Source organism: Nonomuraea insulae (genome assembly GCF_042656245.1).
On sequence record NZ_JBHSPA010000016.1, the window covers coordinates 24,344 to 38,937 of the forward strand.

Annotated in this window: 11 protein-coding genes; 6 read left to right on the forward strand and 5 right to left on the reverse strand. The window is 69.2% G+C overall.

Annotated features, from left to right (window positions below):
• The first annotated feature begins 17 nt into the window (after positions 1-17).
• The 5 genes from ACFPZ3_RS12060 (at position 18) to ACFPZ3_RS12080 (ending at position 8,250) form a co-directional block, all read left to right on the forward strand.
• On the forward strand, positions 18-1,217 hold the full coding sequence (locus ACFPZ3_RS12060; RefSeq protein ID WP_379514113.1) for an NAD(P)/FAD-dependent oxidoreductase: 1,200 nt from the start codon (positions 18-20) through the stop codon (positions 1,215-1,217).
• Positions 1,218-1,827: 610 nt separating this feature from the next.
• Complete coding sequence (locus ACFPZ3_RS12065; protein WP_379514114.1) at positions 1,828-2,916, forward strand: FUSC family protein; 1,089 nt, start codon at positions 1,828-1,830, stop codon at positions 2,914-2,916.
• Between the two features lie 270 nt (positions 2,917-3,186).
• Positions 3,187-4,587, forward strand: coding sequence for a sugar porter family MFS transporter (locus tag ACFPZ3_RS12070; protein WP_379514115.1), 1,401 nt, complete (start codon positions 3,187-3,189; stop codon positions 4,585-4,587).
• A 365-nt stretch (positions 4,588-4,952) separates the two neighbouring features.
• Positions 4,953-7,118 carry an FUSC family protein gene (locus ACFPZ3_RS12075; protein WP_379514116.1) on the forward strand — a complete coding sequence of 722 codons (2,166 nt, stop codon included), beginning with the start codon at positions 4,953-4,955 and terminating at the stop codon, positions 7,116-7,118.
• A gap of 256 nt (positions 7,119-7,374) precedes the next feature.
• Positions 7,375-8,250 carry an LLM class flavin-dependent oxidoreductase gene (locus ACFPZ3_RS12080; protein WP_379514117.1) on the forward strand — a complete coding sequence of 292 codons (876 nt, stop codon included), beginning with the start codon at positions 7,375-7,377 and terminating at the stop codon, positions 8,248-8,250.
• 62 nt (positions 8,251-8,312) lie between these two features.
• Here ACFPZ3_RS12080 and ACFPZ3_RS12085 read toward each other — a convergent pair whose 3' ends face one another.
• The 4 genes from ACFPZ3_RS12085 to ACFPZ3_RS12100 form a co-directional block, all read right to left on the reverse strand.
• A complete protein-coding gene (locus ACFPZ3_RS12085) occupies positions 8,313-8,888 on the reverse strand; it encodes a hypothetical protein (protein ID WP_379514118.1) in 576 nt (191 codons plus the stop codon).
• 89 nt (positions 8,889-8,977) lie between these two features.
• Positions 8,978-10,396: a multicopper oxidase family protein gene (locus ACFPZ3_RS12090; protein ID WP_379514119.1), complete on the reverse strand. Its 1,419-nt coding sequence runs from the start codon at positions 10,394-10,396 to the stop codon at positions 8,978-8,980.
• Between the two features lie 112 nt (positions 10,397-10,508).
• The gene (locus ACFPZ3_RS12095; protein WP_379514120.1) at positions 10,509-11,363 is read right to left on the reverse strand and encodes an NAD(P)-dependent oxidoreductase; all 855 of its coding nucleotides are present in this window, start codon (positions 11,361-11,363) and stop codon (positions 10,509-10,511) included.
• The gene (locus tag ACFPZ3_RS12100) at positions 11,363-12,316 is read right to left on the reverse strand and encodes an aldo/keto reductase (protein WP_379514121.1); all 954 of its coding nucleotides are present in this window, start codon (positions 12,314-12,316) and stop codon (positions 11,363-11,365) included. The genes ACFPZ3_RS12095 and ACFPZ3_RS12100 overlap by 1 nt, the downstream gene beginning before the upstream one ends.
• A gap of 207 nt (positions 12,317-12,523) precedes the next feature.
• Here ACFPZ3_RS12100 and ACFPZ3_RS12105 point away from each other — a divergent pair, with 207 nt between their 5' ends.
• Positions 12,524-13,144 (forward strand): TetR/AcrR family transcriptional regulator, encoded by a 621-nt coding sequence (locus tag ACFPZ3_RS12105; protein WP_379514122.1) that lies wholly within the window; start codon positions 12,524-12,526, stop codon positions 13,142-13,144.
• A 67-nt stretch (positions 13,145-13,211) separates the two neighbouring features.
• Here ACFPZ3_RS12105 and ACFPZ3_RS12110 read toward each other — a convergent pair whose 3' ends face one another.
• On the reverse strand, positions 13,212-14,519 hold the full coding sequence (locus ACFPZ3_RS12110) for an MFS transporter (RefSeq protein ID WP_379514123.1): 1,308 nt from the start codon (positions 14,517-14,519) through the stop codon (positions 13,212-13,214).
• Positions 14,520-14,594 lie beyond the last annotated feature (75 nt).

Consider the following 14,594-nt stretch of genomic DNA (forward strand, 5'->3'; position numbering starts at 1 on the left):
ACCGACGGGAGCAACACATGAAGCACCGCATCGTCGTCCTCGGCGCCGGCTATGCCGGGGCCTACGCGGCCGGAAACCTGGCCCGCCGGCTGTCCCCGGCCGACACCGAGATCACCGTGGTCAATGCTGTGCCGGACTTCGTCCAGCGAATGCGGCTGCCCCAGTTGGCGGCCGGCCAGGAGATCGAGGCTCCGAAGCTCGCCGACGTCTTCGCGGACACGGGGATACGGCTGCGCCTGGCCCGCGTCACCGCCGTCGACCCCGAGCGCCAGGTCGTCGCCGTGGCCGACGCCGACGGTGGCGGCGAACTCGGCTACGACACGCTTGTCTACGCGCTCGGCAGCCACGTCGCCGACCACGGCGTCCCCGGCGTGGCCGAGCACGCCTTCGACGTCACCGGCCGGCCCTCGGCTCTGCGCCTGCGCGAACGCCTGGACAGCCTGGACAGGCGGGGCGAAGGCGGGAATGTGCTGGTCGTCGGCGACGGGCCGACCGGCATCGAGACCGCCACCGAGATCGCCGAATCCCGGCCCGGCCTGTCGGTGACGCTCATCGCCCGCGGCGAGTTGGGCGCCCGGCTCTCCGCTGGAGCCCGCGGCCACCTGCGCCGGGCCTGCGATCGGCTGGGCATTGCCGTGCTGGAGCACACCAGCGTCGAAGTCGTCGAAGCGACGCGGGTGCTGTGCGCCGACGGCACCACCCTGGCGTCCGACGCGACCGTGTGGACGGCCGGGTTCGCGGTCAACCCCATCGCCACTGCCGGCGGGCTGGAGGTCACCCATAACGGTCAGATCATCGTCGATCGCACCATGCGGTCGGTCTCGCACCCGAACGTCTACGCCATCGGAGACAGCGTCCACGCCATCGGCGACAACGGCCGGCCGCTGCCGATGTCCTGCGCGTCGGCCGGCCACACCGGCCGGCAGGCTATCGAGGCGATCGTGGGACGCCTGATCGGGCGCACGATCGCGAACACCAAGCTGGTCTACACCTACAACCACATCAGCCTCGGGCGGCGGGACGGGATCCTGCAGACGGTCGACGACGAAGGGCGAGCAAAGCCGAAGTACAAAGGCGGCCGCAAGGCCGCGCACATCAAGGCGAGCATCCTCAAGATGGCGCTGTGGGCCACCTCGCACCCCACCTACGGCATGCCCAAGCGCAAGCACCGCCTGGCCGGCGCGCCGGACGCGATCGCCGAGAAGGCGCTCGCGTAGCCACCTGGGACCTCGCGGTTGTGATGACGAGGCCTCACTTCTCGGTCTGGACTACCCAGCCGGCAGATATCGGATCGAGCCGCTCGGGCGGAGCGGCTTCGGTCCGACGGCTGGACTGCCGCCTCCGGCTGGATTCAGCACTTTCCGCGCAGACATGCCGGCGGCGGCCGATCGGTCGCCTCTACATGAGCGTAGAAGAGAGGTCGGCAACCTGTGGCGCGCGCCCTGGATGAAGATGAGCGGTTGCCGGCGCCGCTCGATCGTGCGCTCCCTCCTGTCTTTCCTATCATTCGGGCACGGTCGTTATCGCGGTTTCGTCGGTCTCATCGCCGGCGCTCGATCCACCGCCCTACCCTCGAACTTCCTGGTGAGGGCAAAAAGCCGCGCGGGCACGGAGCGCCCGCTGTCCGATGCCGGCGGCCACGCGGTAAGAGATGAAAGACGATCCGGAAGCCACGAGGCGGGGCACACGTGCGGGGGTGTGATGGCACTTTCCGCTGCGAGGCGATGGCTAGCCCGGTGGGGCGACCTGCTCCCCGGTTCGGGCCGGTGGAGGCGGCGTGGGCTACACCGCTGGGTGCGGCGTGAGAGGCAGTTGCTGATACCGACGGTGACGGTCACCGTCGGCTGCCTGGTGGCTTGGTGGATCTCCACCGATCTGATCGGCTCACCTCAGGCGGTGCTCGCTCCCACCGGCGTGTTGCTGTCGGTGGCGGCGACCGCCTACAGCACCGTGATCCAGGCCATCCAGCAGACCATCGCGGTACTGCTCGGACTGACGGCCGCAATCGGCTTCGTGCAGGTGTTCGGCACCAACGCCGCCACCATGGCCGTCCTGGTCGCGGTCGCGCTGGTGGCCAGCAGAACCGTCGGAATACCGTGGCAGAACGTACAGGCGCCCATCACCGCGCTGCTCGTGTTCTCCCTGGGCCGCGAGTACGGCATGGCGCGACTGCTCGACATCGTCATAGGCGCGCTCGTCGGAGCCGCGCTCGTGCTGATGATCCCGACCCGTCACGTGGGCCGGGCCGCCAAGGACATAGCCGACCTGGCCGATGATCTCGCCGACCTCTGCTCCGACCTGGCCGAAGGTGTCAGGCAACCCTGGACCGCGCGCCAGGCGCAGAGATGGCTGGCCCGCGCCAGACGCATGTCCGCCAGGCTGCGATCGGCAGACGAGAGCGCCGACCGAGCCACCGAGTCCCTGCGTCTCACCCTGCGTCGGGCGCGAACTCGTCAGCGCCTGCGCCGCATCATGCAGGCTGTCCTATGCCTGGAGCACGCCTGCCATCAACTGCGCGGCGTCGCCCGTGCCCTCGCCGACCTGGCCGCCGGGGTTCGCGGCCTGCCAGGGCAGGGCGAGACCGGCAGCTTTCCCCAGGTCTTCGCCGACCTGCTGGACACGATCGGGAAGGCCTACGCCTGTTTCGAGCGGCTGCTGGTCACCCCTGGCAGCGGCGATGACCTGATCCGCCTGCGCGTCGCCGTAGCGGAAGGCGAGCGCCTCGAACGCGCTGCCCGCAAGCAGATGGCAGAGATCGATCCGCACTCACCCCTCTGGACGGTGTACGGCGCGCTGCTCGACGACTGCCTCCAACTGCGATATGAGGTCGACCCCGACGGCGGGCCACATCGCGAGGCCATCCCTCCCCACGCCCGTGAACAAGCAGCCCGGCTCACGTCACACCGGCGACAATGATCTTCCGCTGGCGGGACACCACGGCCACCGAGCATCGACATCTGCCCGAGCGCCTGCTGCGCTGCCCGGCCTGCCACCGTGACCCACGAAACCTCATCGACCTCGGTCGAGGACCACGACCAAGTTGTCTCAGGGGATTGACGCATAGCGGCTTGCCTGGCGTGCGGTACGCAGCACGAAGACCTCACCCCGGATGCGGACGACGTTGCCGCCCGAACAAGTCGTCTAGTGGCGTTGACCTGTGGGTATGTCCGCATCGAGGGGGACTGCATGACTACTGACCGAGCCCGCCGACAGCACCTGGGGCACGTCGTGTTCATCGCGGCGGCCGCGGCCGTTGGAGGATTCCTGTTCGGGTACGACAGCGCCGTCGTCAACGGCGCGGTAGTCGGTATCCAGAAACACTTCCGGGTGGGACCGGTCGAGACCGGGGTGGTGGTGGCGATCGCGCTGCTGGGCTCGGCCGCAGGCGCCTGGGCGGGCGGCAGGCTGGCCGACCGGCTGGGGCGTACGAGGTCCATGCAGGTGTCGGCACTGGTATTCACGATCAGCTCGATCGGGCAGATGCTGCCGTTCACGGTCTGGGATCTCGGCTTCTGGCGGGTGCTCGCGGGCTTCGCGATCGGCATGGCGTCGGTGCTCGCGCCCGCATACATCGCCGAGGTGGCGCCGCCCGCCTACCGCGGCCGTCTTGGATCGTTCCAGCAGCTGGCCATCGTGCTCGGCATCGCTGTCTCACAGCTCGTCAACTATGTGATCGCCAGCATCGCCGGCGGCAACGTCAACAATCATCTGGGGCCGCTGCAGGTCTGGCAGTGGATGCTGGGCGCCTGCGCGATCCCCGCCCTGCTGTATCTGCTGCTTGCGCTGAGGCTCCCCGAATCGCCCCGTTATCTGATCATGGCGGGCCGCACCCGGCAAGCGCGTGCAGTGCTGGCCGAGATCGAGGGCGAAGACGCGGACTTCGACAAGCGCATCGAGGAGATCCAGCGCGTGGTGCGCACCGAGCGCGTGCCGGGGCTGAAGGACCTGCGCGGCCCGGCGCTCGGGCTGCTACCGATCGTCTGGATCGGCATCATCCTGTCGGCCTTCCAGCAGTTCGTCGGCATCAACGTGATCTTCTATTACTCGTCCGTGTTGTGGCAGTCGGTCGGCATCAACCAGAGCGACTCCCTGCTGATCAGCTTCTCCACCTCGATCATCAACATCATCGGCACGCTCATGGCGATGGCGCTGGTGGACAAGATCGGCCGCAGGCCGCTGCTCCTGATCGGCTCGGCGGGAATGACGATCGCGCTGGCCACCACGGCGTGGGCGTTCAGCGCGTCCAGGGTGACCGGCGGCAGGGTTACGCTGCCGGACCCGCAGGGGCCGATAGCGCTCATCGCCGCCAACGTGTTCGTGCTGTTCTTCGCGCTGTCGTGGGGCGTGGTGGTGTGGGTGCTGCTCGGGGAGATCTTCCCCAACCGCATCCGCGCCGCCGCCCTGGGCATCGCCGCCACGGCCCAGTGGCTCTCCAACTGGCTGATCTCGGTCTCGTTCCCAGCACTCGCCGCGTGGAACCTTCCGCTCACCTACGCCGGGTACGCCGTCATGGCGCTGCTGTCGTTCGTCTTCGTCGCCAGATGGGTCAGGGAGACCAAGGGCCGCAAACTGGAGGAGATGGGCTGACCCGTTCAGAACGGCCGTGATGCCCCGCCGGCGCGAGGCATCACGAGGCCCGGCGTGACGACCGGGGACGTTGTCTCTGACGGGGCGGCTCGATTCCGGGCGCGTGCCTGGGCCGCCACCGAAACATGATCATCTACAACTGCGAACCACGAGGATTCACTCGCCAGTCGCGGGGAATGAGCTCAACGGCGTCTCTGGCACTTTCGCGCGGTCATCGACCTGCTGTTTCCGAGCAGAGCCGATGGGAATCCCCGGCACCTTCGACGCGCGAACCGGAGGTTGTCGTGCGGCCCATATCCAGCATCGTTCCAGTCACCAGCGGACATGGTGCCTCTACACGGTCGTGAAGACCCATGTTGAGCAGGGTGCCCATCTTGGCGAGCGCCTCCGATCCCGGGCTGTTCCGCCTGCGGCGGGCGCTTCGTGTCCTGACCGCCGTCCTGCTCACCCTGGCCGTCTTGGCCCTGGTTGGTCTACCGGCTACGACGATGACACCGGGTGCGATCGTGGCGGCGATCGCGGCGTTCACGGTCACCGAGCCCAGACCACGGCAGAAGGCCATCACCTTCCTTCTGCTTCCGGTGGCCGCCTGCCTCTCGGTAGTCATCGAAGCTGTGCTGCGGCCTTACCCGCTCATCGTGGACGCCGCGTTCCTAGCCGTCGTCTTCTGCAGCGTCTACCTGCGACGTTACGCTCTCCGAGGCTTCGCCGTCGGCATGGTCGCCTTCATGACGTTCTTCATCGTGATGTTGTTCCACGCCACCACGGCCCAGCTCCCCGCTCTGCTGCCGGCGGCTGTGATCGGCATCGCCTGCGCCGCCTTGAGTCACTTCGTGGTAGTACGCGAACGGCCCTGGCGGACGTTGGGCCTTACCACCAGCGCGTTCCGTATCCAGATGGTTCAAGTGATCGACGCGGTCGACCGCCTGATCCAGGGCGGACAAGCGGACGCCAGGCGGGAACGCCGGGTCCGCAGGGGGATGCGGCGGATACGGGCGAGTGTGTTGCTGATCGAGGAGCAACTGGCCGAGAGCGTCGCCCGGGGCTCCACCGGCGGCCGGCTCCATCTGATCGCGACCGAACTGGCCGTCGAGCGGCTGTCCATGTGGGCCTCCCAGGCCGTCGCCAAGGAGGTGCCGCCACAGGTCCGGCCACGCCTGCGCGCCGAGCTGAACGTTCTGCGATCCCTGGTCAGCCGCACCCTGGACTCCGCAGGGGCCCCCGATGAGGAGGACATCCTGCGTCGACTCGCCGACAACGCCCGGCCCTCCGGCACGGGCAGCGGTCCTGGCCCGCGCGGAGGAACACCCGCTGCGATCCGGGAGTTCGCCGTCACGTGGATCAGGGCGCGGCGGGCGCTGGCGTCCCTGGGGGCCCCAGGCGTCCCGGTGAAGAACGAATCGGCAGAGCACCGTCAAACCGCTGAGCAACCGCTCGGTGAGCGGCCCGAGAAGGTAGCCGAAGCCGTGAAGCCGAGCCCACCCGCCGGTCTGCGCCTGACCACCCGTCAGGCTGTCCAGGCCACCGCGGCGGCCGCGGCAGCGACCGTGATGGGCGAGCTGCTCTCTCCCCAGCGCTGGTACTGGGCCGTGGTGGCCGCCTTCCTGGTCTTCGCCAACACCACCTCGCGCGGAGACATCCTCCTTCGCGGGCTCCGGCGGACCCTGGGCACTGTGCTGGGGATGGTGGCGGGCATCGCTGTGGCCGTCGTGGTCACCGGCGACCTGCCCCTGACGCTACTGCTGATGTTCGGATGCATCTTCGGCGCCTATTACCTGGCCCCGCTCTCGCAGAGCGCGATGATGTTCTTCATCACGGTGGTACTCGCCCTTCTCTACAGCCTGCTCGGCGCCTTCACCCCTCAGCTGCTGCAACTGCGGCTGGAGGAGACCGCGATCGGCATCGCCGCCGGCATACTGGCCGCTGTCCTGATCCTGCCGACCCACACCAGTGCGACCGTCCGATCCGATCTGGCCGCGCTGCTGGAGGACATGGAACTGTTCGTCGAGGATGCGATGAAACTGCTGTCCACTGGGCAGCGGTATGACCTGGTGAGCAAGGCCCGCGACGTCGACCGTCGGCTCGGCACGCTCCACAGCGACGCGGCGCCGCTGACTCACCCGATCACCCCGTTCCGCGCCCGGCGCAGCGATCTGGACTACCTACTGAACGTGCTCGACAGCTGCGCCTACTACATCCGCGCGCTCGCGGCGCAGGCCAGGCCGGGCAACATGGCCTGTGACGAGCGGCTGGCGAGCATGGGGCGCCGCATCACCGCCAACCTGGGCCGGCTGCGCGACGCGGTGCACGGCATCAACCAACCATTGGAACAGCCTTCGGAAGACGACATGCCAACGCTCTGCCTGGTCAATCACGAAGACCTGCACTGGACCGGCGCACAGCGCGCTCCCGAGCACACCGACACCCAGTGGATCCTCTGCAACGTCGCTCGTCTCGACCAGTCCGTCGCCGGCATGGCCCACCCGCTGTGGTTGAGCACCGGATCCGGGGCGGCGAGGCGTCCGGCATGAAGATCTTGGGCCGGAACGTCACGCCCGCGTCCGCGACGTCATCGCCCATGTCCGTACGGCGGCGGAGTCGGCTGGTTGAGGGAAACCCTCTTTACGGGCATATTTTTCGCGCGTAGGTGACCGCCCCTCCAAGAGGCGAAAAGGTTGTGACCAGAGATGCGGCACGGCGCATCAGTGGGAGTGCGGCGGGCACGGTGACCGGGGTAAGCAGCGGAACCGGCGGCGGCTTGCCGACGGTGAGAACCTCGGGGGATGCATGAACGTCGGTCTCGGCCTGCCCATCAGCGAGCCCGCGGGCTTGCTGGAGTGGGTTCGGCCCGTAGAGGAAGGGCCGTTCAGCACGCTCGGCTTGCTGGACCGTCTCGTCTACGACAATCCCGAGCCTCTGGTGGCCCTGGCCGTGCTCGCGGGGGCGACCTCCAGAATCCGGCTGCAGACCGAGGTGCTGCTCGCGCCGCTTCGCGAGCCGGCGCTGCTGGCCAAGCAGGCCGCGACCCTGGACCGCATGTCGGGAGGGCGCTTCACGCTCGGCATCGGCTTGGGGGCGCGCCGGGACGACTACGAGGCCGTGGGTGTGGACGTGCACCGGCGCGGGGCGCGGCTGGAGGAGATGATGGGGGTGATGCGCCGCGTCTGGTCGGGTGAGCCGTACGGCGAGGGGATCGGCCCGATCGGGCCCGAGCCCGCCCGCCGGGGCGGCCCTGAGGTGTTGTTCGGTGCCTTCAGCCCGGCCGGGATCCGTCGCGCCGCCCGTCTGGGTGATGGTTTCCTGTGCGCGGCGCACCTCGCCGACGCCGAGAGTCTGTTCCGGTCCATCGAGACGGAGTGGCAGGCTCAGGGACGCTCGGGCCGTCCCCGGCTGGTCGCCCAGTTCAACGCCGCGCTGGGACCTGATCATCTGATCAAGGAGGCACGTGACCGGTTGTACGACTACTACAGCGGCCCCCACTACATGAATTTGCCGGCCGGTTTCGCCGACGGTGCGGTGGCGAGCATGCTCACCACGTCCGATCAGATCCGCGACACGGCCACCCAGATGGCGGACATCGGCGCCGACGAGGTCATGTTCTACTGCTGGGCCCCGGACGTCAGCCAGGTGGATCGCTTCGCCGGGGCGCTCAGTGACGCGTGAAAGCCTCCTCAGGCCCGCGGTGACTCGTGGGCGGTGCCGGCCCACTTCAGCCATCGCGGAGCTCACGCAGTCGTGAGGTGCCCTCGTACGGTAGACACGACACCTTCGGGAGGTTCGGCCATCGGCGCCGGCGGTGCCGTCGTAGCCGGGGCGGTGGGTTCGGGCGGCGTCTCTTCAGACGTCGGCTCGCGGTGGAGCTTGACGGGGTGGATCAGGATCGGGGTCGAGGCGCGACTGAGCAGCTTGACCTTCTTGAAGCCGGTTGCGTGGTCGAGGGTGACTTTGACGCACTTGATGTGGACGTCGTGGTGTCCGGGCTCGGCGAAGCGGGAGATGGGGATGGCGTGCTTGCCGAAGCCCCCGTTGGAGAGGTTGACTCCTACCTCGCGGAAGGAACGCCAGGAGCCCTTCAGGGTGAAGGCGGTGGAGCCGATCACCGCGTGATTGGCGCGGACGGGGCATTTCATCAGTACCCGCAGGACGTCCTTCTGGTGCAGCACGCGTGGCATGACGCGGAAGGAGGAGAGCTTGCTCAGGGGCGGAGGGGCCGACTCGTCGTCTGCGCGGGCGGCCGCGGCGGGAAGAGCCTGGACCATCAGCAGAGCGGTGAGCGTCGCCGTCCGCATGATGGGCTGCATCCGCTCCCCTTCCCCGTCGTGATCAGGTCGTTTCTCATTGTGGTGGCCCGCTCCCGTCCTGGGACTCCGCCACGCCGCGTAAGCCCTGGTCAGCGGACGACTTCGATGTTGGCCATCATGCCGTTGTCCTCGTGGTTGAGGATGTGGCAGTGGTAGGGGTACTTGCCGGTGAAGTCGCGGAATCTCATGCGGATGACGACTTCGCCGCGGGTGGGCAGCTGGACGGTGTCCTGCCAGCCGCGGAACCGGTACGGCCTGCCGTTGACGCTCATCAGCTGGAAGTCGTTGACGTGCACGTGGAAGGTGTGTTGTTCGTTGGAGACGTTGCGGACGACCCACTCTTCGGTGGTGTTGAGCTTGGCGCGTACGTCGATGCGGTCGGCGGACCATTGTTTGCCGTTGATGTAGAACTGGCTGGTCTGGTCGTTCTCGGAGAAGGTGATGGTGCGCCGCTGGGCCAGGGAGTCGTGGCTCAGGTCGTCGATCTCGGCGAAGTCGGAGGGGATGGCGGCCGGCCGCACGGCGTCGCCGGCGGAGACCAGGGTGGCGAGCGTCGTCTGCGGGTAGTCGTCGCCGGCCGGGCCGGTGCTGTAGGCGGTGGTGATCAGCCGTGTCCGGCCTTGGGGAGGGCCTTGCACGAGCACGTCGTACCGGCTGCCCGGCGGCATCAGCAGAGCATCGTCGCTCCAGGTGCGGTCGACGGGGTTGGCGTCCTGGGCCAGCACGGTGAAGCGGGCGCCCTGGAGTTGCACGTTGTAGGCGATGTCGGCGCCGATGTTGGCCAGGCGCCACAGCTGGGTCTCCCCGGGGCGGATGCCGATGACGGGGTTGACGAGTCCGTTCACGGTCCTGTTGGTGGGGGCGTTGCTGTCGATGTTGGCGGTGGGGATGACGCCGTTCTTGATCTGGACGTCCTTGAGCGCGATCAGCCGTTCGGTGATGTCGCGCAGGCCGGGCGGGAGGTAGCGCTTCAGGCCGTCGATGACGATCGCGCCGGACAGCCCGGCCAGCACCTGGGGTTCGGCGAGCGGATGCGCGTGTGAGTGGTACCAGTAGGTGCCGGGGGCGAGGTCTTTGGGCAGCTGGTAGGCGTAGTGATAGCTCTGTCCCGGCATGATGTGCAGGTAGATGTTGTCGGAGTTGCCGCTCGGTGAGACGTGCCAGCCGTGGGTGTGCAGGTTGGTGTGCTCGCCCAGACGGTTGACCAGGGTCAGGTCGAGCCGGTCGCCGGGGCGCAGGCGGAGGGTCGGCGGCATGTAGTGGCCGTTGTAGGTCATCGCCCGCACGTCCTGCCCGGCCAGCCGGACGGTGCGCTGCTCCACCACCAGTCGCACGCGCAGCAGGCGGTTGCTGCTGGTCAGCTCCTGCGGCTGGCGAAAGGCCGGTTGAGCCTGCGCGGTCGGGGAGGCGGGGCCGGCGGGCGCGGTCTGCATCGTCGCGGGGCCGGCGCAGCCCGTCGCCAGCACGAGCGCCAGTCCCGACGAGGCGATGAAGCGTGACAGGGACATGGTGCTCCTCGGACATGGACTGCGACGTCCGCGTCAATGCCCCGTGAGCCGCCCGCTCATACCGGGCCCCACCTGCATTTTCATGAAGATTGACCGGACCCGTATGGAGGACTCAGAGCAGGTCCCTGCGCAGGAGCTCGGCCACGGCGGCCACGTCCTCGCGGCCATGGCCCGCCTCGACGGCCCGCTGCAGCGTCTCCCGCACCGTGTCGCTCAGGCGGGAGGACCGGTGACGCTCCTCGGCCAGCAGCCCGAGATCCTTGAGCGCGAGACCGAGCGGGAACCCGGCCGGGTAGGCGCGGGCGCGGATCTCGCCGGCCTTCTGCAGCGCGTACGGCATGCCCAGCGGCCCGTCCTGCAGCACCCGCAGGACGTGGACGGGGTCCAGCCCCAGTTGCTCACAGGCCAGCATCGTGTCGGCCATCGCCACGACCGAGGCCGTCATCCAGTTGTTGACGATCACCTTGACCCGGGACGCCTCCCCCGCCTCCCCGACGTGCGCGACGTGGGAGCCGAGCACGTCCAGGACGGGTCTGGCCCGCTCCAGCACCTCCGGCGCTCCTGAGACGATCAGGACCAGCGTGCCCTGCTCGGCCGGTTGGCTGCTGCCCGAGACCGGCGCGTCGAGCATCCGCCGACCGGCCTCCGCCGCCTGCCGCAGGAGCCGGTCGGTCCAGGCACCGCCCACCGTGCTCATCTGCAGCCAGACGGCCTCGGCGGGCATCGCGGGCAGGAAGCGGGCCGCCAGCGCGGCGACCACGTCCCCGGTGGGCACCATGGTGATGACCGCGTCCGCGTCCTGGACGGCCTGCTCGACGCTCGCCGCCGGATGCACGCCGTCACCACGCAGGGCCCGCGCCTTGTCCGGTGTGCGGTTCCAGGCGTGGACGTCCAGGCCCTGCCCGGCCATATGCCGGGCCATCGCCGAGCCCATCAGCCCGGTGCCGAGTACGGCGACGCGGGTCATCACATGCCCTCCGGCGCGGGTCCTGTCACCGGCGCGGCCGCGGACGTGATCCTGTCGATCTCGGCGAGATCGTCCGGGCCGAGCGTCAGCTCCGCGGCCTGCAGGCTCTCGTCGAGGTGCCGGGGGCTGCGCGCGCCCACGATGGCGACCTGCACGGCCGGGTTGGACAGCACCCAGGCCACCGCGAGCTGCCCGATCGTGGTGCCGAACCGTTCGGCGAAGCGGCGCAGCTCGGCGACGACCGCGAGGTTGCGGCGGAAGCGGTCGCCGGTGAAGTCGGGGCTGTGCGAGCGCCAGTCGTCGGCCGGGAACGTGGTGTGCTCGTCGAAGCCGCCGCCGAGCAGGCCGTGCGCCAGGGGGCCGTAGGCCAGCACGCCCAGGTCGTTGGCGGCCGCGTACGGCAGCACCTCGGCTTCTGCCTCACGGCGGAACAGGTGGTACGGCGGCTGGACGGTTTCCGCGCCCGGGAAGGCCCGCAACTGGTCGGCGTCGAAGTTGGACACCCCGACGTGCCCGATGAGCCCCTCGTCCACCATCTCGGCCAGCGCCGCGGCGCTCTCCTCGAACGGAGTGCGCGGGTCAGGCCAGTGCACCTGGTACAGGTCGATGCGGCCGGTGCCGAGCGCCTCCAGGCTGGCCTCCACCCCGCGGCGCAACCAGCTGGGGCTGGAGTCGCGCACCAGCCGGTCGCCGTCCATGCGCAGGCCGCCCTTCGTGGCGATCACCACCCGGTCCCACTCGCTCTCCAGCGCCCGGCCCAGGATGCGCTCCGACACGCCGAACCCGTAGCCCTGAGCGGTGTCGAAGAACGTGACACCGCGTTCGCGGGCGTGCCGGATCGAGGCGATGGCGGCACGCTCGTCGACCTCGCCCCAGTCGCCGCCGAACTGCCAGGTGCCGTAGCAGATCGGGCTGACCTGCAGCTCCGTGCGGCCCAGCCGTACTGTGTCCATGACCTCTCCCTTCCCGGAAGCCGTCCAGGGGCCGGTCATGGGAAGGGCAAAGAGCGGCGCGATCCAGCACGGCCCAGACGGATCCGCTGGTGGTGCTCAAGCGGAAAGCGCAGGTAAGGGGTCAGCGAAGCCTATTTCTAGCTACTTAGGATGAATGACCCCGGTACCGGGCGCACTCGCAGGGCGGGGGCTTGCCACAATGGCTCGGTGGAACGTACCCCTGCGCCCAGCGCTCCCGGCCTCCGTGACCGCCCGGTTTACGATCGCGATTCCCTGCTGGAGGTCGCGGTCGTGGTCTTCAACGAGCGGGGCTACGACCGCACAGGCATGGAGGAACTGGCCAGAAGGCTGGGTCTGAGCAAGTCAAGCATCTACCACCATGTCTCAGGCAAGGAGGAGCTCCTCGACCTCGCCGTCAGCCGCGCTCTTGACGCCCTTTTCGCCGTCCTGGACGAGGACGACGACCCGCAGGCCACGGCGACCTCCCGGCTGGAGCGCATCGTGCGCGGCAGCGTCGCCGTCCTCGCCGCCGAACTGCCGTACGTCACCCTGTTGCTGCGGATCCACGGCAACAGCGAGGTCGAGCTGCGGGCGCTGGAGCGGCGGCGTGCGTTCGACCATCGCGTCGCCGAGCTGGTGGCCCGCGCCGTGGAGGAGGGAGGGGTCCGCGGCGACGTCGAACCCCACGTCGCCAGCCGTCTGCTCTTCGGCATCGTCAACTCCCTCGTCGAGTGGTACCGGCCCGGGGGTGGGCTGTCGGCGGCGGCGCTGGCGGACGCCGTGGCGACCGTGCTCTTCGAGGGCCTGCGCCAGAGGCCCGCGCCGTGATCCGCGGCCAAAGGTTGCTGCCGGCGCCCCGCCCGAGGAGTCAGGGCGGAGCGCGGCAGGGATCGTGTCAGCGGCTCTGCCCGCCGTTCCGGGTCAGCAGGGCCAGGCAGCCCAGGCTCAGCGCCGCCACCCCAGCCAGGTAGACGGTGATCGGCCACGAGCCGTTCCCGGTGGCGAACAGCGCGGTGGCCACCGTCGGGGCGATGCCGCCGCCGAGGACGGCGCCGATCTGGTAGCCCAGCGACACCCCGCTGTAGCGCAGCCGTACGGAGAACAGCTCGGCGAAAAGCGCCGCCTGAGGCCCATAGACCAGGCCCAGCATGATCGCCATCAGCACAAGCGAGCCCAGCACGGCCGCGGTCGTCCCCACGTCGATGAGCGGGAAGAAGGCGGCGGCCGCCAGCAGCAGGCCGACCGAGCCGACGAGCAGCACACGGCGACGCCCGATCCGGTCGGACAGAGCCGCCGCCCAGGGAATGGTCACCAGCCACACCGCAGCGGCGATCAGGGCCAGCAGCAGGATGTGGTCCCGGGTGAAGCCGAGCTGCTGGGTGGTGTACGACAGGACGTAGGCCATGAAGATGTAGCCGATGGCGTTGGTCCCGATGAACGCGCCGCCGGCCAGCAGCACCGACTCCCACTGGGTGCGCAGCACATCCAGAACCGGCACGCGCGACCGCTTCTCGGCGGCCTTGCCCTCGCGCAGCGCGGCGAAGTCGGGGCTCTCCTCGACCCTGAAGCGGATCACCAGCCCCACCGCGACCAGCACGAGGCTCGCCAGGAACGGGATACGCCAACCCCAGTCGGCGAAGGCTTCCGCGCCGAGCGCTCCTGAGGTCAGGAGGAAGACGAGGTTGGCGAGGATGAGGCCGCCGGGCACGCCCATCTGGGGGAAACTGCCGTAGAAGCCGCGTCGTTCGCGTGGGGCGTGCTCGACGGCCATGAGCACCGCTCCACCCCATTCGCCGCCGACGGCCAGGCCCTGGACGAAGCGGCACAGGACCAGCAGCACCGGAGCCAGGACCCCGGCCGTGGCGTAGGTCGGCAGCACGCCGATGGCGGCCGTCGCCAGGCCCATGACCAGCAGCGACACGACCAGCATGGACTTGCGCCCGACCCGGTCGCCGAAGTGGCCCATGATCACGCCACCGAGCGGGCGGGCGAGGAAACCGACGGAGTACGTGGCGAACGCGGCGAGGGTGCCCGCGACCGGGGAGAACTGCGGAAAGAACTGCTTGGCGAAGATCAGTGCCGCCGCCGAGCCGTAGATGAAGTAGTCGTACCACTCGATGGTGGTGCCGATGAAACTGGCGCGGACGACGCGGCGTAAGCCGGCTGGAGTTGTCTGGGGTACGGCGGTGGCGTCGGAGGACATGCCGGCTCCTTCGGGAAGGGGGATGTGGCCGTGCTGTCGGAAGGGGGTTGTGCGGGCGCCCCCACCGGGGCGACG

Coding starts and splice junctions, on each gene's coding strand:
- ACFPZ3_RS12085 (WP_379514118.1), bottom strand. CDS start 8,888: ATGCAGCCCATCATGCGGACGGCGACGCTCACCGCTCTGCTGATGGTC.
- ACFPZ3_RS12100 (WP_379514121.1), bottom strand. CDS start 12,316: ATGGACACAGTACGGCTGGGCCGCACGGAGCTGCAGGTCAGCCCGATC.
- ACFPZ3_RS12095 (WP_379514120.1), bottom strand. CDS start 11,363: ATGACCCGCGTCGCCGTACTCGGCACCGGGCTGATGGGCTCGGCGATG.
- ACFPZ3_RS12090 (WP_379514119.1), bottom strand. CDS start 10,396: ATGTCCCTGTCACGCTTCATCGCCTCGTCGGGACTGGCGCTCGTGCTG.
- ACFPZ3_RS12070 (WP_379514115.1), top strand. CDS start 3,187: ATGACTACTGACCGAGCCCGCCGACAGCACCTGGGGCACGTCGTGTTC.
- ACFPZ3_RS12080 (WP_379514117.1), top strand. CDS start 7,375: ATGAACGTCGGTCTCGGCCTGCCCATCAGCGAGCCCGCGGGCTTGCTG.
- ACFPZ3_RS12060 (WP_379514113.1), top strand. CDS start 18: ATGAAGCACCGCATCGTCGTCCTCGGCGCCGGCTATGCCGGGGCCTAC.
- ACFPZ3_RS12110 (WP_379514123.1), bottom strand. CDS start 14,519: ATGTCCTCCGACGCCACCGCCGTACCCCAGACAACTCCAGCCGGCTTA.